The organism is Glaciecola petra, assembly GCF_031846345.1.
Classification (GTDB): domain Bacteria; phylum Pseudomonadota; class Gammaproteobacteria; order Enterobacterales; family Alteromonadaceae; genus Glaciecola; species Glaciecola petra.
Map to the genome: position 1 here is coordinate 468,816 of NZ_JAVRHX010000001.1, position 22,309 is coordinate 491,124.

Sequence of the window (22,309 nt, forward strand, 5' to 3'; positions counted from 1 at the left end):
GTTATGGGGGCTAGTTGAACGTTTTCCAGTCAATGTCGGTTGATAATAGCAATTCACGAAGCGATAAAGCCCGTGGAATGGATTTTCCTTTTGCAGTCCACCTATGGCCGCCGCACGCTGCCGTCATAATTTTTTTGGTGGGCTTTAATAATAAATACTTCGCTGTCTTAGGAACAATATCAAAATATTCCCCGGTTTTTGAGAACCATCCAAATTTATTTAAATGCAGTCGGTCGGAGGCCATGATATCAATACAATCAAGTTCAATATGTTGTTCGCCCAATTCTTCAACATAAACAGGCACTACCTGCCCTTGTTTCGCAGTATGTGCATACCATTGAATCGTTCGGTCAGGTGATTGAGAACTTAAGGGACATCTGACATTTTGTTTAGCTTGCCAACTACCATTATGAACATCAACGTTTATAGGAGCACCACCTTCTAGTAGTGACATTGCGGCATTTTTTACGTGATAAGACAAACCTTTTAATTTCCGCTTGAGCAAGGTAGGGTCAGTAATATGACTATTTGCTAAGACTTGTAACTCCCGCTCATAGAGGGCATTGCTAAGCTCGGCAAAATTAGGAAATTTTGTGCTTAAATAAAAAATATCAGTTTGTTGTTTGTTTTCTTTTGTTGCCATTGCTAACAGTTAGGGCCTGTAGGTTTCAGCCGATTGCCTGATTTTCAGGATCATACCATTCAAATCACTCTGAGAGTAGTACCCATAAAAAAGGAAGCGATTAAGCTTCCTTTTTATAAAATATAAACAATTGTTATCTACTGACCTTTGATTTCACTACGGCCTTTGTAAGCAGCTTCTTCGCCAAGTTCTTGTTCAATGCGCAAAAGCTGATTATATTTTGCGACTCGGTCTGAACGACATAAAGAGCCCGTTTTTATTTGACCGGCTGCGGTTCCTACTGCTAAGTCAGCGATTGTTGCATCTTCTGTTTCCCCAGAGCGATGTGAAATCACCACAGTAAAACCTGCATCTTTAGCCATTTTAATTGCGTTAAGCGTTTCAGTAAGCGACCCTATCTGATTAAACTTGATAAGAATGCTATTACCTACACCATTGTCGATGCCTCGTTTGAGAATTTTAGTATTTGTCACAAACAGGTCGTCGCCAACAAGCTGTGCTTTATCACCCAGTATTTTAGTTAAATAAGCCCAACCATCCCAATCACTTTCGTCTAGTCCATCTTCAATTGAAACAATAGGGTAATCGGCGCTTAATTGGGCCAAGTAATCACTAAAACCTTCGGAATCGAATGACTTACTTTCACCACCTAACACATACTGACCATCTTTATAAAACTCAGAAGCTGCGCAGTCGAGCGCTAGCGTAATATCTTCATCCATTTTATACCCAGCATTTTCAACTGCTTGCACAATAACAGCGAGCGCTTCGGCGTTTGAAGTCAAATTAGGAGCAAAACCACCTTCATCACCTACCGCTGTGTTCAAGCCTTTGGCATTAAGTACTTTCTTTAGACTATGGAATATTTCAGCACCCATGCGCAGTGCTTCGCGGAAGTTTTTAGCACCCACTGGCTGTACCATGAATTCTTGAATGTCGACGTTATTGTCGGCGTGCTCGCCACCATTAATAATGTTCATCATTGGAACAGGCATTGAATATTGGCCTGATGTCCCGTTTAAATCTGCAATATGTGCATAAAGTGGCTTACCCGCGCTAATAGCTTGGGCTTTTGCCACTGCTAAAGAAACCGCTAATATAGCATTAGCACCTAAAGTTTCTTTGTTTTCTGTGCCGTCAAGGTCAATCATTATTTGGTCGATTTTGGCTTGTTCGTTTGCCTCTTGACCAAGTAAACTGTCAGCGATTTGACCATTAATAGCTGCAACAGCTGTCAATACACCTTTGCCCAAATAGCGTGCTTTGTCGCCATCGCGTAATTCTAGAGCTTCTCGAGAACCGGTTGATGCGCCCGATGGTGCTGCTGCACGACCCATTGCTCCACATGCTAAATAAACATCCGCCTCAACAGTAGGGTTTCCCCGAGAGTCTAATATTTCACGTCCAACAATTCGGCTTATTTTGGCCATTTTGATTCCTTATTACTCGTTAAAATTAATGATTTTCTTTGTTAAACATACCAGCCGCTTTTATGAAGCCGCTAAATAGTGGGTGACCATCTCTAGGTGTCGAGTTAAATTCAGGGTGAAACTGACCAGCAACAAACCATGGATGTTCGGGTATTTCAATGACTTCAACTAGCTGTTTGTCAGTAGACAAACCACTCACGCTTAAGCCTGCTTTTTCAACTTGACCGCGTAAATTGTTATTCACTTCATAACGGTGACGATGGCGTTCATGTATTTCTGTTGTACCATAGGCTTCGGCGGTTTTTGAACCAGCCACCAGGTGGCACAACTGACTACCTAGACGCATAGTACCACCTAAATCGGTTGAAACATCTCTGATCTCTTTACTTCCATCAGCATCAAGCCACTCTGTGATCAAACCAACTACAGGGAAGGGTGTTTCTGCATCAAATTCAGTACTGTTAGCGTTTTCCATATTTGCCACATTTCGAGCAAACTCGATGTAGGCAACTTGCATGCCTAAACAAATACCCAAATACGGGACTTTATTCTCACGTGCATATTTTGCAGCCGCTATTTTTCCTTCAATACCTCTTTCACCAAAGCCTCCAGGTACTAAAATAGCATCGAGGTTTTCCAGTATTTGAGTGCCTTTTGATTCTATATGCTGAGAGTCCACGTAGTGAATATTGACTGTCAGACGATTTTTCAGTCCAGCGTGCTTCAATGCTTCATTAATAGATTTGTAGGCGTCTGGTAGCTCGACATATTTGCCAATCATGCCCACATTGACCTCACCCTCTGGGTTTGATTCTGCATAAAGCACTTGTTCCCACTCGCTTAGGTCAGCAACAGGACAATCAAAGTTAAAGCGTTTTACTACTAATTCGTCCATACCTTGCGCTTTCAATGCAGCCGGTATTTTGTAAATACTGTCAGCATCGCGCAATGAAATAACGGCCTTTTCGTTAACATTAGTAAATAAAGCAATTTTTGCGCGTTCATTTACTGGAATAGGTACTTCTGAGCGACACACTAGGATGTCAGGTTGAATACCTATTGATCGTAATTCTTTTACTGAATGCTGGGTAGGTTTGGTTTTTACTTCACCTGAAGCCGCTAAAAAAGGCACAAGAGTAAGATGCATGAACATAGTGTGTTCACGGCCAAATTCAGTTCCTAATTGTCTTATAGCTTCAATAAAGGGTTGTGATTCGATATCACCAACGGTGCCACCAACTTCAACAATGGCAATTTCGTAGCCTTCAGCGCCAGCAATTACTCTGCGTTTAATTTCGTTCGTTATGTGAGGGATCACTTGAATGGTAGCACCAAGATAATCACCTCGGCGTTCTCGTTTAATTACTTCTTCGTACACACGGCCAGTGGTAAAGTTATTGCGTTTGGTCATGCGGGTGCGGATAAAACGTTCATAATGACCTAAATCGAGGTCTGTTTCGGCACCGTCATCGGTAACAAAAACTTCTCCATGTTGAATAGGGCTCATGGTGCCTGGGTCAACATTAATGTATGGATCGAGTTTGAGCATAGTCACGTTTAACCCGCGGGCTTCTAAAATAGCTGCTAGCGAGGCTGCAGCAATACCTTTTCCAAGCGAAGAAACCACACCACCGGTGACGAAAATATAATTTGTCATCATTTACCTAGCAAATTGAATTGTTGTGACTAACTTGCAATTTTCAAACTTACAACAAGCTAAAAACCTGTTACTTATAAAGAAGAATTACGAAGCATGAGTAAAACGGAAAGAATGCCGCCTCTATGGGGTGATCATTATACCTAGATCTAAGGACGTGAGTAAATGCTTAATTCTTGTAAAGGTGTTAATTAATTTGTTGTTTTAATTGATACAGCATTGCTTGAGCTTCTCTTGGCGTCATAGCGTCTATATCTATTTCGTTTAGCGCCATTTCTAACCAATGAGGCTCATCCAACTCCATGCTCATTTGATTATTTTCTAGGAGGCTAAGTTCAGCATCGTTTTCACTTTTTGGTGTATTTTCAGTTTTTTGACTTAATTCCAATTGCTTTAATTTGGCTTTTGCTGCCAATAACACCTCTCTTGGCACACCTGCCAATTTTGCAACTTGTAAGCCAAAACTTCCGCTTGCCGCACCTTCTTCAACTTTATGTAAAAACATGATGTCGTCACCATGTTCGACTACAGTTAAATGGATATTCTTAATATTGTCAAAAATCACCGCCAACTCGGTAAGTTCAAAATAATGAGTGGCGAATAAGGTATAGCATTGCTTATTGGATGCAAGTTGCTGAGCACAAGCCCACGCCAAGGATAAACCATCAAAAGTACTTGTACCTCTGCCGATTTCATCCATAAGCACTAAGCTATTAGGGCTTGCATTGTTTAAGATATTTGCGGTTTCGGTCATTTCAACCATAAAGGTTGAGCGCCCTGACGCCAAATCATCACCGGCTCCAATTCGTGTAAAAATTTGGTCGATAGGACCAATTTCAGCGTCCGTCGCAGGTATAAAACAGCCAATGTAAGTTAATATCACAATCAAGGCAGTTTGACGCATATATGTTGATTTTCCGCCCATGTTTGGCCCTGTTACCATCAACATACGCGTTTTTGCATCCATATTTATGTGATTACTAATGAAGGCTTTATCTAGCGTCTCTTCAACCACTATGTGTCGGCCGTTTTGATAAGACAGTTGTGCTTTATTTACAAGTTTTGGTTGAGAAAGTTGAAGGTTCTCTGCTCGTTCAGCAAAATTGCACAAAACGTCTAGTTTAGCGACAAAATGGGCGCTTTTAATTAATGCGTTTATATGCGGCATAAAAGCGTCAAATAATTCATCATAGAGCTTCTTTTCTAAGGCAAGTGCTTTACTTTGACTGCTTAACACCTTGTCTTCGTGTTCTTTTAATTCAGGTATTATATAACGTTCATTATTCTTGAGAGTTTGTCGGCGAATATATTCTGGCGGGACTTGATTGGCATTAGCTCGGCTTACTTCAATGTAAAACCCGTGTACTTTATTGTAATTCACTTTTAATGACGCAATACCTGTGCTGTCGCGCTCACGAAGCTCTAGTTGTGTCAAAAATGCACTGGCCCCGTCGGCTAGGTCTCGTAACTCATCGAGTTCTTCATTATATTGTGATTTAATCACGCCACCATCTCGCAAAACAACTGGCGGGTTTTCTATAATCGCACTTTTCAATAAGCATTGAAGCTCAGGATACTCGCCTATATTGTTGATGAAATTAATCAATTCATCGCAAGGAGTATGGGTATGAATAGCATGTAAAGCCTGATTAAGTTGCGGTAATCTTGTTAACGAAATTGATAATTTTGCAAAATCTCTTGGCCTAGCACTTCTCAACGAAATTCTCGCTAAAATACGCTCAATATCGCCTATCTCCTTCAAAATGGCTTTAATTTCTTCAAAATCATTAGCCAAAAATGCTTGTATAACACTGTGTCTGCGTTTGATTTCTTCGGCGTCCCTTATCGGGCGGTGCACATATCTTTTAAGCAAGCGTGAACCCATCAAGGTTGCCGTATTGTCTATTACACTTAAAAGTGTATTGTCAGCTTTGCCCGACAAATTAGTACTGAGTTCTAAGTTTTGTTGTGTTGCCGTATCCATAAGGATGGCATCTTGCATGCTTTCTTGCTGAATAGTCGAAATGTGGTTGAGTTGCGTTTTTTGCGTTTCTTGTAAATATTGCAAGGCACTGCCGGCTGCGCATAATGCAATATTGTCTTCTTTAACGCCAAATCCTTCAAGATTAGCAGTGCCAAATTGTTTGTTTAATTTCATTAAGGCAGTATCAAGATCGTACTCCCAAATGGGGCGCTTGCGAGTACCTGGAAATGTTTTTAACAAGTCTGAAAATGAACTTCCTTCAGGAAATAGTATTTCGCTCGCTTGTATGCGTGTAAGTGCAGCCAAGAAAGCGTCTTGACTATGGCAATCTACAATATTAAAACGGCCTGATGCTAGTTCTATATAGGCAATGCCATAAGTAGTTTTGTTTTTGTATACAGAAGCAAGAATAGCGTCCTGCTTATCTTCCAGTAGCGCCTCGTCGGTCAAAGTGCCGGGTGTAATTACTCTTAACACTTTTCTTGCTACGGGTCCTTTGGATGTTGCTGGGTCACCGATTTGCTCACAAATCGCAACCGATTCGCCTAATTTAACGAGCTTGGCTAAATAGTTATCAACTGCATGATAAGGCACGCCTGCCATAGGAATAGGTTCGCCTTTAGCTTTGCCTCTTGCGGTAAGGGAAATATTAAGCAAATCAGCAGCTTTAACTGCATCATCAAAGAAAAGTTCGTAAAAATCGCCCATACGGTAGAACAACAAGATATCAGGGTATTCAGCTTTTATTTTTAAATACTGGGCCATCATTGGCGTGTGTTCTGCGTTTTTTGGCATGTTTTTCTTATTAAAGATACTTTGGTTTAGCATAATTTAACGTTATTCTATTGGAAATAAGCAAAACTAAAAAGCAATAGTATTGATAAACTTTACCCTAGAACAAAAATTTAGGCTTTCACAAACACTTGGCGACCTATTACTGGCGCAGCAAGCAAGTGTTGCGACGGTAGAGTCATGCACAGGCGGTGGTCTTGCATACGCTATTACCGAGATCTCTGGCTCCTCACAATGGTTTAATCAGTCATGGGTGACATATGCAAATGAGGCGAAAACGTCCATGGTGCATGTATCTGAGGATATATTGGCGCAATTTGGTGCGGTATCCAAAGAAACTGTTGAACAAATGGCATTAGGTGGACAAGCAATAGCAAACGCTAATTATTGCATTGCCGTTAGCGGTATTGCTGGTCCTGGTGGCGGTAGTAAAGATAAACCAGTTGGATTAGTTTGGTTTGCTATTGCATTGCCGAATGAATCTGTCTTAAGCTTTAGTAGAAGGTTTTCTGGTGACCGTAGTTTGGTACGAGAACAAGCTATTTTTTTAGGGCTAGAAAAACTGATCGAATGCCTAGCTTAACAAATCATCTCTAAGTGCTACCATTACAGCGTACTTTACATCACTTAATTCGTTTTTCTCTCATGAAAAATTAATTAAAAAACAAGACATTATAAAATAATTTAAAATATCACTTGAAGCTGTATGATTATACAGTATACTTGCGATATAAATGATTGCATGCATATTTAGTTACTACTTGTTCTGAAGAAGTAAATAAGAAAAAGTAAATAAGAAAAAGTAAATAAATAATTACGTGCAAGTATAAATATAACAAACACACTTGTAACCATACTTTGTGTTACTGCCAAAAGGATATCTATTGTGAACGATAAAAAAAATCAAGCATTAACGGCTGCACTAGGACAAATCGAAAAGCAATTCGGTAAGGGCGCAATAATGAAACTGGGTGAAAATAGAACCATGGACGTAGAAACTATATCTACAGGTTCATTGGGGCTAGACATTGCTTTGGGAGCAGGTGGCTTACCAATGGGAAGAATCGTTGAAATATATGGTCCTGAATCATCCGGTAAAACAACACTGACACTAGAAGTGATTGCAAGTGCACAGCGAGAAGGTAAAACCTGTGCTTTTGTTGATGCAGAACATGCATTGGATCCTATATACGCGCAAAAATTAGGCGTTGATATTAATGAGTTGCTTGTATCTCAACCGGACACTGGCGAGCAAGCTCTGGAAATTTGTGACATGTTAACTCGCTCAGGTGCGGTTGACGTTATTGTAGTGGACTCTGTGGCTGCGTTAACGCCTAAAGCGGAAATTGAAGGCGACATTGGAGACTCTCATATGGGGCTCGCCGCCAGAATGATGTCGCAAAGTATGCGTAAAATTACAGGTAACTTAAAACGAAGCAATACCATGCTAATTTTCATCAACCAAATCAGAATGAAGATTGGTGTGATGTTTGGTAATCCTGAAACGACAACAGGTGGTAATGCACTTAAATTCTACGCCTCAGTACGCTTGGATATTCGTCGAATAGGTGCGATTAAAGAAGGTGATGAAGTCGTGGGTAATGAAACCCGTGTAAAAGTGGTTAAGAATAAAATTGCTCCTCCGTTCAAACAAGCTGAGTTTCAAATCATGTATGGGCAAGGTATAAGTAAAGAAGCTGAATTGATAGACTTGGGTGTAAAACTTAAGCTAGTAGAAAAGGCTGGCGCTTGGTACAGCTGTAATGGCAATCGTATTGGTCAAGGTAAAGCAAATGTGGTGAAGTATTTTAAAGAAAACGTAGAATTAGCGAAAGAAATAGAAGATAAAATACGCGCCGAATTACTTTTGAATAAAACAGATAAAGAATCTGACGTAGAAACTGAAGCATAAGTTTTGTCATACTATTTGTCTCTTTTCACTACCTAGCCTAACAAAAGTGACAAAATGACATGACCGAGCATAGCTTCCTGTGCTCGGTCTTTTTATATCAGCATCATTTTAGCAATGTATATTGAGGTTAAATAGTATTCGGTTTAAAGGGTAAGTCACGATATCTTTTTCCTGATGCTGCAAATACAGCATTGCTAAGCGCCGCAAAGTCCCATGCCACAACCAAACTTTGTCCCAGTGTACTCAAGCTTGTCGCGTAAAAACCACAATAAAGGCATTGCACCGTCCACATCGACCTCGTGCGATTTATCATTTATCGTTACTGTTTGTTGCACCATAAATGAAGCCTTTTTAAATCGTTTGTCTAAGTATAGGTTATAAAGTTGTGATTAATATACCTCGATATATACTATTTTGTACAAAGCGAATTAGTAACAGGAGAAAAAAGTGCTTAATGTCATAAAATCAAGAGCGGCCATTGCATGGGCGGCAGGTGAAGCATTAAAAATAGAAGAAATAGATGTCATGCCACCTAAGGCGGGTGAAGTGCGGGTGCGAATTTTAGCAAGTGGCGTTTGCCATACCGACGCTTTTACTCTGTCTGGCGACGATCCTGAGGGTATTTTCCCCTGTGTTTTAGGTCATGAAGGTGGCGGTGTAGTGGAATCAATTGGCGAGGGTGTTACCAGTGTGGCGGTAGGTGACCACGTTATTCCTCTGTATACACCTGAATGCGGGGAATGTAAGTTTTGCACTTCGGGTAAAACCAATTTGTGTCAAAAAATAAGGGAAACGCAAGGGCGAGGGTTAATGCCTGACGGTACAACGCGGTTTTTTAAAGACGGTGAACCTATTTTTCATTATATGGGGTGTTCCACTTTTTCTGAATACACAGTGCTGCCCGAAATCTCACTTGCTAAGGTTAATCAAGCCGCGCCTTTAGAAGAAGTATGCTTACTCGGCTGCGGTGTGACAACTGGCATGGGCGCTGTTATGAATACCGCTAAAGTCCAAGAAGGCGATACTGTCGCAATCTTCGGGATTGGAGGTATTGGTCTGGCTGCTATCATTGGTGCCACAATGGCAAAAGCGAGTCGAATTATCGCCATCGATATTAATGAAAGTAAATTCGAGCTCGCAAAAAAATTAGGCGCGACCGACTGCATTAATCCCAAGCATTTTGACAAACCAATTCAAGAAGTTGTAGTTGATATGACTGAGGGAGGCGTCGATTTTTCTTTTGAGTGTATAGGAAATGTTGATGTGATGCGTTCAGCGTTAGAGTGTTGCCATAAAGGTTGGGGAGAGTCGGTAATTATTGGTGTGGCGGGTGCAGGCCAAGAAATAAGCACGAGACCTTTTCAACTCGTTACAGGAAGAGTATGGCGGGGTACAGCATTTGGCGGCGTGAAGGGACGTTCAGAGCTACCTGAAATCGTGGAACGCTATATGGCTGGTGATTTCGCCTTGAACGATTTTATTAGCTATACCATGGGCCTTGATAAAATCAATGACGCTTTTGATTTGATGCACCAAGGTAAGAGTATTCGTTCAGTTATTCATTTTGATAAATAGCAAAGGGTAACCAACTAATGCCAATGGAAGCAATAAGTTCAAACCAAATGTTTGGTGGACGTAATCAGCAATATAGTCATTATTCAGAAACCTTAACATGCAATATGCGCTTTGCTATTTTTTTACCGCCACAAGCTGAAAAATCAAATAAGGTGCCTGTTTTATATTGGTTGTCAGGCTTAACCTGCACGGATGAGAATTTTATGCATAAGGCAGGTGCTCAGCGTATGGCTGCTAAATTGGGTATCGCGATTGTTGCGCCAGATACAAGCCCAAGAGGTAACAGTGTGCCTGATGATGAGGCTGGTGCTTATGATTTTGGCTTAGGTGCGGGGTTTTACCTTAATGCCTCACAACAACCGTGGAAGACGCATTATCAAATGTATGACTATGTTGTGTCTGAATTACCCGCTTTAATAGAGAAAAATTTCCCTGTTTCAGATAAAAAAGCAATAAGTGGTCATTCTATGGGGGGGCACGGCGCGCTTACAATTGCACTAAAAAATACCGATAAGTACACGTCGGTTTCGGCGTTTAGTCCTATCGCCAATCCATGCAATTGTCCTTGGGGCCAAAAAGCATTTTCACTTTATTTGGGTGACGACAAATCTTCTTGGGAGCAATATGATGCTAGTTTACTGCTGCAAAAAACGCAGTATACCCTGCCGATATTAGTCGACCTGGGTGATGCAGATGATTTTTTAGAAAATCAATTAAAACCCCAATCCTTAGTGGATGCGGCCAAAGTAAGTAACACAAACTTAGCGCTTAGGATGCAAAGTGGCTACGATCATAGCTATTTTTTTATTGCTAGTTTTATAGAGGAACATCTCATGTTTCATGAGCAATATTTAAATACATAGATGGCAGAGCCAACACTGAAACCACAATAAAGCGCAATGCTACTGCCTTTAGATGGCCATGTCTAAATGGAAAACATAACTGGTTCAATAGGCTCAGGTGAAAAGATAAAATACACTTACTCTTTGAAATCAATTTTCTGATGAGTATTTTTCCAGCTATCAGGAAATTTACCCTGTAGCACAAATGAAAAAGCAATTAATTCTGCAATAACATGATAAAGGCTTTCAGGAATTTCTTGGCCTAAGTCTAGGTTGCTCAATACCTGCATTAAATTTTCATCTTGATGCACCAATAGTCCATGTGATTCGGCCAATGCTAATATTTCTTTTGCGACATCACCTTGACCCTTTGCAACAACTTTGGGCGATGCTTTTTTTAGCTTTTCTGCATTGTCTTTATGATTACCCTGTTCATACTTTAAGGCGACTGCCCGCAAATTTTTATTATTGTTATCAATGTTATACATAGGCATGTACCACCTGATATTCGGTTTTGTACAAGGTATCGGGTATTTTCCCAATATAACACTGTTGCTTCACATTTAAGCCAAGGTCTTGTAAACGTTTGTTAAGCATTGGCAAAAAGTCTTCTATTTTATCTTTTAAAGCGGAGCTTGACGCGTACATATGTAAATCTACATTTTCTTGTACTAAATTAATTTTAGCGAGTACTTTACCGAGTTTGCCAATGTCTAATTTCATACTGAGTTGCCAATGTTGCTGAATTTGTTTTTCGTTCTCCTTTTCCTCTTCATATTGTTTCTTTTTAATCAATAATTCGAAATCTTGATGAGAAGACGAGAACAAGTTGGGTAAGGTGTAGTAATAGCTGTCTTGACCTTGCAAACTAGATTCAAAAGAGCTTAGCTTCATTAAGTTATGTTGATTGAGCAATTTGCTTAAATCATCAATTAAACTATGTCTTGGATCCAAACGCTGTAGGTCTTGCACTGCCTTGATGTTTACATTTTTATTATTGTTTGGCTTTTTAGCCTGCAATGCGGGCAAAAATTGTGTCAGTTGGGTCAATAGTTGAGGTTGTTGGCTAATTAATTTAGCTTGAAGGCTGGCTTGAAACATAGTCACCAAACCTGATACTAGCCCTGAGCCGCCCGTATTAAAAAGGGCACTATTTAACAAGGTGTTATTCGCTGCGGGGTGGTTGGGTAAGCTTTGATTAAGGCTTTGTTCATTTTGGACAGGCAACGAAGTCGATACGGAAGTGTTAACTTCAGGAGAACCGGTAATTAAAGTTTGTTTAAAGATACTTTGTAAGTGGCTTGGTTTTGTTGTAACAATATTTGAAATAATTTGCTTTAGTAATTGTTTTAATTCTGGTTCAGCTCTGCTTTCTAGTGCATTCAGTTGACTGACAAGCTTCCCGAGCAAAGTATTAAACTCTTCACTTTTTGCCAAAGAAAAATGCTGTTGTTGCCCAATAAAACGTTTAATCTCATCCAATTGGATATTGACTTTAGCTTGAGTATCTTCGCTCAATATAGACGTGGTTGAAGTGGTCGCTGCATTGTTGGATGGACTATTTATTGAGTTCGTTCCGTTTACCTTTTGACTTAATACTTGGATGAGTTTTGTTTTTAAAGAGTCTTCGGTGATGTTGACACCTTGTTGTGACCTTTGTTTTTCAGTACCAATTGACTCGTTGTTAGCAACACTAGAAGTGACTGATGCTACGTTTTCTTTGCTTGGTATTGAAACTTGTTTACCAATTAACTGGTCAAGTGCTGAAACAGAACGCCTATCTATATTGATAACCACCGGTTTTTCTAACAATCTGACAAGTAGTTGATTTTGCGTGTTCTGCAAAATTTGTACTTGTGCAGATTGCAATTGTTGAGATGACACAGACTGCAACAAAGCTTGTTTTAATGAGGGAGATAAAGCATTTAATAAAGTGGAGTTTGCATTAAGTATGATGCCATTAGCCAGATTTTGTTGTGTGATATTGGCCTTTGCAACGCCGCTTGGAATAATACTGTTTGATGGTTTATTTGATTGCGATAATAAAATTGGGCTAATAAATTGTTCTACTTGTTTGCTATTCGTGTTTAAGCTCTGATTAATTATGGCTAATTGACTGCTTGCTAGCGGTTCGAGCTTAGATTTCGGAAGACTGGTTTCGTTGCCAATATTAGCGCCAGCTTTTACCAAAGCTAGAGATTCTATAGGTCCTTTGTTGTTGTTTTGAGTATTAATACTCAACTGTATACTTTGACCCTGCTTTAAGGTTGCTGAAAGTGTCGCTGGAATCGGAAGTTGAATAAAAAAATCGTTTTTATTTGTTGTAGTCGAGTTCACTTTTATACTAATTGAAAGGGGAGAGACTTGTACAATTTTACCAATTGCCGAGGCTTGTATAGCTAAATTTTGCTGTACTTTATTTTGCAAGGCAATATCGATTACAGTGCTAATAATTACTTTGGCATTTTGAGTGTAACTTGGATACTGTATCTCGTTCAGTACATTAGATTGTGCTTGTTTTAATATATTTGCAGTTAAATCAGGCCATTGTTGTTTTAGGGTTTGAAGAATGTTCGTTTGGAAAGTAATAGATGGGTTTTGTTGCTCTGACCTCACGTTAAAACTCATCGCTTGCGGGTTGTTGTTACTAATTAACACTAGCTTGTCGCCGGGAACTAAAGGGCGCGTTCCAAGCCCTTGTAATTCTCTTTTTTCTAACGAAAATCGATCAGCTAATCCCACTGCTTGAACCGTAATAGCATTATTCCTAACGGCCACCACGGTTAATGTCAGGGTATTTTCATTTCTTGCGCTCGACACTTGTGCGCCAAGCCCAGTAGGCGCATAGCCAGGTCTCGTTGAATCGATAACCTTACTAAGTGTTTTAAGCAAATTGGATTGAATGTCAGCCATAATGAATTGGCAAGCTCCGTTAATTTTGCATAGTGGACGCATTTAATGCACTACAATACATGCAAAGTATGCAAGTAATGTGCTAACATTTCGTTGCTTTTCAGACACCTGAGTATGAACTTGCCGATATTAGATGCGACCAACATTTGTTGCGAAAAACAAGACAGAATATTGTTTCAAGATATTGATTTAACTATTAATAGTGGTGAATTAGTTTTCTTGCGCGGAGAAAATGGCGCTGGCAAAACAAGTTTGTTACGTATATTGGTAGGATTGGGTGCTCAAAGTGCTATGAGTGTCAGTAAAGTGACGATTAACGGGCATTGCGTAAAAAGCGAACTTAACCTCGCGGGTCAAAAACTGATTTATTGTGGGCATAAGTTAGGTTTCAGTGGTTTATTAAGTGCACAGGAAAATTTGCAATACTGGATGTCGTTGAGTGGGCAAGGCTTGGTAAAAAGTACACACTCTGCAGAGGACACTAAAGGCCAGGCGGGAACAGATAGACCAAATATTATTATCGAAGTGTTGCAAGAGCTGGGCTTAGCTGGGCTAGAAGAAGTGCCGGTTAAACAATTGTCAGCAGGGCAACAACGTAGAGTAGGCTTAGCCAAACTATGGCTGCATAAATCAAGTAATTTATGGGTGTTAGACGAGCCTTTTACCGCTTTAGATACGCACATCGTCAGTATTTTAGAAGCACACATTACACAGTTTCTAAAGTCCGGAGGGGCCGTTTTAATGACCTCACACCAGCAAACAAATATTGATTATCCACATAAAACGCTCGAATTGGAGTACATGTGGTGATGAGTAATGTCAGTACTAAGCAGCATTTGTGGGCCTTATGTAAGCGAGATTTTGCCTTAGCTTACAGACAGCGCGCAGAGCTCTTGCAGCCCCTCATGTTTTTCTTGATGGTAGTAACACTTTTTCCGCTTGCCATAGGACCAAATCCGCAAACCCTACAGTTAGTTAGTGGGGCCATTGTATGGGTGGCTGCAATTTTATCCTTATTGATGGGTTTAGATAAATTGTTTAGAGACGATTTTTTGGATGGCAGCTTAGAGCAATTGATACTGGGTCCAGTACCTTTGTACTTAAATGTATTAGTGAAAGTGCTGACACATTGGCTAATTACTATCGTTCCATTACTACTGTTGTCACCTCTATTAGCCTTGTTTTTAAACATGACAATAGATATGTATAAAGTACTCATCGTTACATTGCTATTGGGCACGCCAACCATTAGTTTGATTGGGGCAATTGGTGTTGCGCTTACTGTGGGGCTGCAACGGTCTGGCGTTTTACTTGCGTTGTTATTAATTCCGCTATTTATTCCGTTATTAATATTTGCCACATCAGCAATAGATTCTGCTGCAATGAATCTACCATTTCGTTTTCAACTTGGTATTATGCTATCCCTGTTGTTATTTGCTTTAGCGGCTGCACCTGCTGCTATTGCATACTCGTTAAAAGTGAGCCAGAACTAATATGTGGAAATGGATAAACTCTTTTGCCCAACCTGAAAAAGCCTATCATGCTTGCAATAGTCTGTTGCCGTATTTTGCGACTATTATGTGTGTTTGCTTACCCGTTGGTTTTATTTGGGGTTTAGCCTTCTCACCCACTGACTATCAACAGTTTGATGTATACCGAATTATTTACGCGCATGTACCGACAGCAAGCTTATCTCTCAGTGCTTATGTAGCCATGGCGAGTGCCGCTTTTGTTGGCATTGTATGGCAGTGGCGAAGTGCATTTATGACCATGATAGCAATCGCGCCAGTGGGTGCGGTTGTTGCATTTTTATCTTTAGTAACGGGTGCGATTTGGGGTAAACCTACTTGGGGCACTTATTGGATTTGGGATGCACGACTAACCTCGCAGCTTATTTTATTGTTTCTATATATCGGCGTGATTGCATTATACGTGTCGTTTGACGACAAACAACAAGGAGGCAAGGCTGCTGCGATAATGTCGCTGGTAGGGGTGATTAACATTCCTATCATAAAGTACTCAGTGGAGTGGTGGAATACCCTGCATCAAACAGCCACAATTAGTAAGTTGGACGAGCCATCAATGCCGGTAGCTATGCTGATACCCTTGCTTACCGCCATGCTGGGTATGTTAGGTTTTATTGGTACGGTAACTTTATTGAGATTGAAAAATGAGCTTATTGTTCGTGATTCGCACCGACCTTGGGTGAATGCAGTCATTGCCAGTGAACAAGCAAACAAAACATCTGTCATATCTATGGTATGGCGAGTGATTATTTTGATTTTACTGATAAGTGGTTTAGTACTGGCTAGTATGCAAGGGTTTAAATTTGATGATTTTGCAGCATTTGTCGATATGGGAGGGCGCGCTGTGTTTGTTTGGTCGAGCTACGCGATTACCATAAGTACCTTATTGGGTTTATTGGTACTGAGTGTGATTGAACGCACTAAGATTATTAAACAAGCCATTAAACAAAAAGCAAGAGTAGAAAAAATCATGGCTGCTCGGCAGGCTAAACGCGCAGCGAAACAAAAAGCGTAAATATTTGCATTGTGTATACCATCGTATGCTTGGATATTTGCCAAGCGCTGAACAAAAACACAAAGCGTGCAGTATTAACCTTAGATATTTGATACGTCTATTTATAAATTATTGAGTGTATTTTCATGAACCCAAGAAGAAAACAACGTTTGTTCGCTACTACCAGTATTATTTTGTTAGTGTCAGCGGCTATTGGCATAATGTTATATAGCCTAAGTGACAACGTAGATGCCTTTTATACACCTAGCGAAATCATTGAAGGAAAGGACAAAACGGGCATAAAGCCAACACTTGGGCAGCGTTTAAGAATTGGCGGAATGGTGGTGCCTGGTAGTGTTTCAAGGGACGCTGAAACCCTCGCAGTTAGTTTTGATTTAGTGGATGTTGGGCCCAGTGTAACCGTGCAATATCAAGGCATATTGCCAGACTTATTTAGAGAAGGACAAGGGATTGTTGCAACTGGCACATTGAAAGACAGCAGCCTTATTGTTGCTCACGAAGTGCTAGCTAAACACGACGAAGAGTATATGCCACCCGAATTGGCTGAAAAAATGAAAGGAATTAAACATGTTCCTCCTTCAGAGGCGACTTATTAATGATACCTGAAATTGGTAATTTTACGCTTGTAGTAGCGCTAGTACTGTCAATTATGCTGGCCGTATATCCTCTGTGGGGTGCTCAAACGAATAATGCGACCATGATGAGAATGGCCCGCCCGCTTACTATCGGACTGTTTGTATTTACCCTTATTGCTTATATTTGCTTAACTCATGCTTTTATGACCGATAATTTCAGTGTGACTTACGTGGCGCAAAATTCAAATAGTCAACTTCCTTGGTACTACAAAGCTACTGCTGTGTGGGGAGGCCATGAGGGGTCATTTTTACTTTGGGTATTAATTTTTTCAATTTGGACCTTGGCAGTTGCCTTATTTTCAAAAGGTATTCCTGATGTCATGGTCTCCAGAGTGCTTTCAGTTTTAGGCATGGTAAGTATTTCGTTTTATTTGTTTATGCTGATTACCTCAAACCCCTTTGACAGTATGTTGCCGTTTTTCCCTGTTGATGGTCGTGACCTCAACCCATTATTGCAAGACTTTGGCATGATTATTCATCCACCTATGTTGTATATGGGGTATGTTGGCTTTTCAGTGGCTTTCGCATTTGCCATTGCAGCACTTATTGGTGGTCAACTTGATTCGACGTGGGCACGTTGGTCGCGTCCGTGGACTATTGCCGCGTGGAGCTTTTTGACAGTCGGTATTGCCTTAGGTAGTTGGTGGGCATATTACGAATTGGGTTGGGGCGGCTGGTGGTTTTGGGACCCGGTAGAAAACGCTTCTTTTATGCCTTGGTTAGTTGGTACTGCCTTAATGCATTCTTTAGCTGTAACAGAAAAGCGCAAAGTGTTTAAGTCTTGGACTGTGTTACTTGCTATTGCGGCTTTCTCTTTGAGTTTGCTTGGCACCTTCCTAGTGCGTTCGGGCGTATTGGTATCGGTGCATTCCTTTGCTAGCGATCCTGACAGAGGGCTTTTTATCTTGGGTTTGTTAGTCGTTGTTATTGGTGGCTCTTTACTGCTTTACGGCGTACGCGCAGCTCAGTTGAAGAGCGTCGGGCGATACGAATTATTTTCCCGAGAAATGATGCTGATGGGGAATAATGTAATTTTATGCGCGGCTACTATTGTTGTGTTATTGGGTACCCTGTTCCCACTCGTGCATAAAGAGATAGGTTTAGGCACGATTTCTATAGGTGCGCCTTTTTTCAATCAAATGTTTACCTTATTGATTGTGCCTTTCGTTTTGTTTTTGGGTATTGGGCCCTTAACCAGATGGAAGTCACAAAAACCGGTAGCGTTGCGCAATCAATTAATTTTTGCATTCATATTAGCTGTGTCGGCGGGTTTATTGGCAAATGCGACTTATGACGAACGCACCTACATGGCATTGTTAGGTTTGGTTATGAGTTTTTGGATTGTGGTATCGTCGGTGCTTGAAGTGAGACAACGAGTGGTTTCGGGTACACGAGAAGAAGCTTTTTTTGCCTCGCTCAAAAAGCTTACACGCAGCCATTGGGGCATGATATTAGGGCATTTGGGTTTTGCGGTGACCTTGATTGGTATCACACTTGTCAGTAATTATGAACTGGAACGTGATGTTAAAATGGACCCAGGACAGCGTATTAGCATTGCTGATTACGAAGTATTGTTTACCGGTGTTAAAGACGTTCAAGGACCTAACTATATATCTGATAAAGGTATTTTTGATGTGTTTAAAAATGGCGAATTAGTAAGTCACTTAGAGCCTGAAAAGCGTTTTTATACCGTCCAACGAATGACCATGACCGAAGCTGGTATTCATACTACTTTTACGCGAGATTTATTTGTTGCCTTGGGTGAGCCATTAGACGGCGAATCTTGGTCAGTACGTTTATACTATAAGCCTTTTGTGGTATGGATTTGGGGCGGATCGTTTATTATGTGTTTAGGAGGTGTTTTCTCAATAACTGATAAACGCTATCGAATTAAGAAAATTGCCAGTTTAAAGGCGGCAGTGTCGACTAAAAATAACACATCGAAACCTTTACCGAATACGCCGCTTACTAGCGGAGACAGTGTGTCATGAAAAAACTATCGACCCGATTATTACCGTTAGTTGTGTTTTTAGGGCTCTGTTTCTTTTTGTATAAAGGGCTCTATTCAGATCCTACCGTCAGAGAATCTGAAGTCTTGAGTAAAACATTTCCAACTTTCTCATTGCCTGATTTAGACGATGAAAATGTCATATATACCAATGAGATATTTGAAGGGAAAGTTACGCTGATTAATGTGTGGGGCGTGTGGTGTGTCACTTGTGCAATAGAATTACCCTATTTAACTACATTGTCGGAGCAAGGCTTGCCGGTGGTCGGCTTGTATTATGACCAAGACATAGATCCCGATTTTGGGTCCAAAACCTTACGCAGAGTTAGGCAAGAAGTGGCACAAACGACCGCCAAGTTTGGGGATCCTTTCGCATTTAATATATTTGATGTATATCGAAATACCGCCCTAGATTTAGGGGTAACAGGCGCTCCAGAAACCTTTTTAGTCGACCAAGATGGCATAATCCGCGTACATCATTTGGGGGATATTAACCCCAGGGTTTGGAGAAATAAATTTTCGCCTATTCTAAAAGACATCGCCCCCAACATTGAAAATAAAATTGAGTTGCTCAATCAATCGATAAGTCCCAAAAACGCAAAACGATTTGATGATGCTGAGCGCACCACTGGGGTAGGAGGCAACTGATGCCGTTAACACTATTGCTTATGGTTGGACTGCTATTTTCTGGGCAAATATTGGCTCAGCAAGATAACCAACAAGAGGCTAACAACGCGTCGGCTGATGCTAAGCAGGTTGAGCAGCAATATGCTGAGAATTATGTATTTGCCGATCCAGCAAAACGTAAAGTGTTTCTCAACTTAACGGCCGAATTACGTTGTCCAAAGTGTCAAAATCAAAATATTGCCGACTCAGATGCGCCGATCGCGCACGATATGCGTCGAAAAGTGTATGAATTAATGCAAGAGGGTAAAGACAAGCCAGAAGTCATTGGCTGGATGAAAGAGCGCTACGGTGATTTTGTTTACTATCAACCTCCGCTTAATCCTGTCACTTTTTGGTTATGGGCGCTTCCCATTCTTTTTGCATTGATCATGTTAGTGGTTTTAGTGCGCAGACGTAAAGTAATCGATGACGCAGATGTTGAGCAAAAACTTGCCCGTGCAGAACAGCTATTAAAGGAAGAGTAATTGACTAATTTTTATTTGGCAGCTGCAGGCTTGGTGCTTTTCGCTGGCGTTTTTGTGGTTTTCCCTATTTTGGGGGCAATCCTAGCGAATAAACAAAAACAACGCAGACAATTGTCTAATGCTAATGTTATTAAGCAGCGTATCAGCGAATTGGAAAGAGAGCTCGAAGAGGGTCTTATCAATCCAGAAGATAAAGAAAGCACCATTAAAGAATTAAAACTTGCTTTAGTTGACGAAACACCTCTTGAAACACAGCTACAAGTAGAGAAAAGCAATGCTGCGGATACTGACTCAATAGTTACTCAAGGCTACCGCCAGAAGTTGATCTATGTATTACTTGCAGTGCCTTGTATTGCATTAGGAGTATGGGTGTATTCGCAATCAAACCAATTATTAGGTTTACAAGAATATAAACAGGCACAGATAGACGTTGAAGAGATTAGAGCCAGGATGCAGAGTTCTGGTGCACAAAGTTTGACGCCTGATGATTATGCAAAATTAGCGCTTTCTATTCGACGAAAATTAAGAGATACACCTCAGGACGATAATGGCTGGGCATTTTTAGGCCAAATTAATGTGGCTATAGGACGCATGGAAGAGGGTATTGCTGCCTTCAAAAAGGCCCTAGATATCAATCCCCAAAATCACGATGTTCGATTCAAATTTGCTGAAGCACTGATGCTCAGCCAAGATGAGCAGTCGCTAGAAAATGCCAAGCGACAGCTAGTGTATCTGATTGGGCAGAAACCGAGTGAAAGAAATTATCGCTTGTTATTGACCGCTACCGCAATACAGTTGCAAGACGCCGAACTAGCGCTTGCCAACTTCAATATTATTAAAGATGAAATAAACCCTGAGAGCCAGTTTTATCAATCGTTAGTGGCAGGCTTACAGAACCTTGGGGTTAATGTAATGCCCGCTAATACAAATTCTATACCTGATGATTTACAAACTGATACAAAAGAAACACAAATTGTTATACAAGTTTCGGTAGCTGATGAGTTAAAATCAAAGCTTCCGCAACAAGGCTACTTAATTGTGTTTGCTCAGAACGCTGAATCTGAAAGCAGAGCGCCTTTGGCGGTAAAACGCATGCCATTAAGCAAATTACCGGTAACGGTGAGTCTAAGTGATAGCGACGCAATGATACCGGCAATGAATTTAAGTTCTGCTAAGCTTATCAATGTAAGCGCGAGAATCTCTCTGGATGCTGACGTAATGCCAAAGGCTGGTGAGTTTGAAGGAAGTGTTATGCAGGTAACGCTAACACCAAGCCACTTAGCACAAGGCAACCCAGTACAAGGCAATGAACAATCTGGGCAAGGCACGCAGAATATTAATCTATTGATAGATAAGGAAATACAGTGAAAGCGAGCAAACAAAGCTTAGCAATTTTGATAATGCTGTCGGCTCTAATAGGTGGTTGTGCATCTAATCAAAATACAGAAGCCCAATTGCAAGCGCAAACGAACAGTCAGACAAACAAGAATGCGCAAAACAGTATTGAAGAGCCGATATTAGAAGCTGAAGATGAAAACAAAGTGTCTGATCCCCTAGAGCCTATAAACCGCGTGGTATGGGATTTTAACTATGATGTTCTCGATAGATTTCTGATAAAACCTATCACCGAAGCCTATATTGAGGTTACTCCTACCTCGGTCAGAAATGGTTTAGTGAATGCTTCTAACAATATCGAAGAGCCAGCCAATACCATAAATAATTTGTTACAGGGTAAGTTCCAAGCGAGTTTAACCAGCGTAGGCCGTTTTGCAATCAACTCAACCGCAGGCGTACTAGGTATATTTGATGTTGCAGGTGACATGGGACTAGAGAGAGAACGAGAAAATTTTGGCGAAGTATTAGGGGTCTGGGGAGTTGGTACTGGCCCTTATTTGATGCTGCCGGCATTAGGCCCTAGTGACTTTAGAAGCCTTACTGGACGTGTGGTCGACAACTATTATTGGCCGAGTACGGTTCTTCGCGACCCTTACGTTGTAGGCGCAGCGGTGGTTTCTATATTAGAAGCAAGAGCGTCGTTGTTGGAACAAGAAGAAACCCTTAATCGCGCGTTAGATCAATACCTTTTTGTAAGAGATGCTTATTTTCAACGCTTAGCTTTTGAAGTTAGCGATGGAAAAATTGAACAAAAAACTGAAGAAGAACTAGAAGCAGAAGAAGATGACTTTTCTGACTTCGAAAGCTTGTTAGAAGGAATCCAATAATTCT

General features: G+C 40.7%; 19 protein-coding genes and 2 pseudogenes. 14 read left to right on the forward strand and 7 right to left on the reverse strand.

Features of this window, described 5'->3' with window-relative positions; all coding sequences use genetic code 11:
* Positions 1-10: 10 nt before the first annotated feature.
* From RM552_RS02080 to mutS, 4 genes are all read right to left on the reverse strand, one after another.
* Complete coding sequence (locus tag RM552_RS02080; protein ID WP_311367138.1) at positions 11-643, reverse strand: hypothetical protein; 633 nt, start codon at positions 641-643, stop codon at positions 11-13.
* A gap of 137 nt (positions 644-780) precedes the next feature.
* On the reverse strand, positions 781-2,073 hold the full coding sequence (eno, locus tag RM552_RS02085) for a phosphopyruvate hydratase (protein ID WP_311367139.1): 1,293 nt from the start codon (positions 2,071-2,073) through the stop codon (positions 781-783).
* 25 nt (positions 2,074-2,098) lie between these two features.
* Positions 2,099-3,730 carry a CTP synthase gene (pyrG, locus tag RM552_RS02090; RefSeq protein WP_311367140.1) on the reverse strand — a complete coding sequence of 544 codons (1,632 nt, stop codon included), beginning with the start codon at positions 3,728-3,730 and terminating at the stop codon, positions 2,099-2,101.
* 187 nt (positions 3,731-3,917) lie between these two features.
* On the reverse strand, positions 3,918-6,509 hold the full coding sequence (gene mutS, locus RM552_RS02095) for a DNA mismatch repair protein MutS (RefSeq protein ID WP_311367141.1): 2,592 nt from the start codon (positions 6,507-6,509) through the stop codon (positions 3,918-3,920).
* A gap of 82 nt (positions 6,510-6,591) precedes the next feature.
* Here mutS and RM552_RS02100 point away from each other — a divergent pair, with 82 nt between their 5' ends.
* Both RM552_RS02100 and recA read left to right on the forward strand, forming a co-directional pair.
* On the forward strand, positions 6,592-7,089 hold the full coding sequence (locus RM552_RS02100; RefSeq protein ID WP_311367142.1) for a CinA family protein: 498 nt from the start codon (positions 6,592-6,594) through the stop codon (positions 7,087-7,089).
* A gap of 303 nt (positions 7,090-7,392) precedes the next feature.
* Positions 7,393-8,418 (forward strand): recombinase RecA, encoded by a 1,026-nt coding sequence (recA, locus tag RM552_RS02105; RefSeq protein ID WP_311367143.1) that lies wholly within the window; start codon positions 7,393-7,395, stop codon positions 8,416-8,418.
* 197 nt (positions 8,419-8,615) lie between these two features.
* On the opposite strand, the pseudogene RM552_RS02110 reads toward recA, so the two are convergent.
* Positions 8,616-8,756: pseudogene (locus RM552_RS02110) on the reverse strand (2Fe-2S iron-sulfur cluster-binding protein); the annotation flags it as partial.
* A gap of 109 nt (positions 8,757-8,865) precedes the next feature.
* Between RM552_RS02110 and RM552_RS02115 the strand changes: the two are divergent.
* Positions 8,866-9,993 (forward strand): S-(hydroxymethyl)glutathione dehydrogenase/class III alcohol dehydrogenase, encoded by a 1,128-nt coding sequence (locus tag RM552_RS02115; RefSeq protein ID WP_311367144.1) that lies wholly within the window; start codon positions 8,866-8,868, stop codon positions 9,991-9,993.
* Between the two features lie 17 nt (positions 9,994-10,010).
* Positions 10,011-10,856 (forward strand): S-formylglutathione hydrolase, encoded by an 846-nt coding sequence (fghA, locus tag RM552_RS02120; protein WP_311367145.1) that lies wholly within the window; start codon positions 10,011-10,013, stop codon positions 10,854-10,856.
* Positions 10,857-10,972: 116 nt separating this feature from the next.
* Here the strand turns inward: fghA and RM552_RS02125 are convergent, their stop codons facing one another.
* Positions 10,973-11,329, reverse strand: coding sequence for an EscU/YscU/HrcU family type III secretion system export apparatus switch protein (locus tag RM552_RS02125; protein WP_311367146.1), 357 nt, complete (start codon positions 11,327-11,329; stop codon positions 10,973-10,975).
* Complete coding sequence (gene fliK, locus RM552_RS02130; RefSeq protein ID WP_311367147.1) at positions 11,316-13,748, reverse strand: flagellar hook-length control protein FliK; 2,433 nt, start codon at positions 13,746-13,748, stop codon at positions 11,316-11,318. Before fliK ends, RM552_RS02125 begins: the two co-directional genes overlap by 14 nt.
* 114 nt (positions 13,749-13,862) lie before the next feature.
* On the opposite strand from fliK, the gene ccmA reads away from it, so the two are divergent.
* From ccmA to RM552_RS02180, 10 genes and pseudogenes are all read left to right on the forward strand, one after another.
* Entirely contained in the window at positions 13,863-14,558 is a 696-nt protein-coding gene (ccmA, locus tag RM552_RS02135; RefSeq protein WP_311367148.1) for a cytochrome c biogenesis heme-transporting ATPase CcmA, read from the forward strand.
* Complete coding sequence (gene ccmB, locus RM552_RS02140) at positions 14,558-15,241, forward strand: heme exporter protein CcmB (RefSeq protein WP_311367149.1); 684 nt, start codon at positions 14,558-14,560, stop codon at positions 15,239-15,241. Before ccmA ends, ccmB begins: the two co-directional genes overlap by 1 nt.
* 1 nt (position 15,242) lies before the next feature.
* A pseudogene (locus RM552_RS02145) lies at positions 15,243-15,989 on the forward strand (heme ABC transporter permease); the annotation flags it as partial.
* A gap of 114 nt (positions 15,990-16,103) precedes the next feature.
* On the forward strand, positions 16,104-16,289 hold the full coding sequence (gene ccmD / locus RM552_RS02150; protein ID WP_311368255.1) for a heme exporter protein CcmD: 186 nt from the start codon (positions 16,104-16,106) through the stop codon (positions 16,287-16,289).
* A gap of 125 nt (positions 16,290-16,414) precedes the next feature.
* Positions 16,415-16,885: a cytochrome c maturation protein CcmE gene (gene ccmE / locus RM552_RS02155; RefSeq protein ID WP_311367150.1), complete on the forward strand. Its 471-nt coding sequence runs from the start codon at positions 16,415-16,417 to the stop codon at positions 16,883-16,885.
* Positions 16,885-18,915: a heme lyase CcmF/NrfE family subunit gene (locus RM552_RS02160; RefSeq protein WP_311367151.1), complete on the forward strand. Its 2,031-nt coding sequence runs from the start codon at positions 16,885-16,887 to the stop codon at positions 18,913-18,915. The genes ccmE and RM552_RS02160 overlap by 1 nt, the downstream gene beginning before the upstream one ends.
* On the forward strand, positions 18,912-19,580 hold the full coding sequence (locus tag RM552_RS02165; RefSeq protein ID WP_311367152.1) for a redoxin family protein: 669 nt from the start codon (positions 18,912-18,914) through the stop codon (positions 19,578-19,580). The genes RM552_RS02160 and RM552_RS02165 overlap by 4 nt, the downstream gene beginning before the upstream one ends.
* Positions 19,580-20,083, forward strand: coding sequence for a cytochrome c-type biogenesis protein (locus RM552_RS02170; protein WP_311367153.1), 504 nt, complete (start codon positions 19,580-19,582; stop codon positions 20,081-20,083). The genes RM552_RS02165 and RM552_RS02170 overlap by 1 nt, the downstream gene beginning before the upstream one ends.
* Entirely contained in the window at positions 20,084-21,451 is a 1,368-nt protein-coding gene (ccmI, locus tag RM552_RS02175; protein WP_311367154.1) for a c-type cytochrome biogenesis protein CcmI, read from the forward strand.
* Positions 21,448-22,305, forward strand: coding sequence for an MlaA family lipoprotein (locus tag RM552_RS02180; protein ID WP_311367155.1), 858 nt, complete (start codon positions 21,448-21,450; stop codon positions 22,303-22,305). The genes ccmI and RM552_RS02180 overlap by 4 nt, the downstream gene beginning before the upstream one ends.
* The last annotated feature ends 4 nt before the right edge of the window (positions 22,306-22,309 follow it).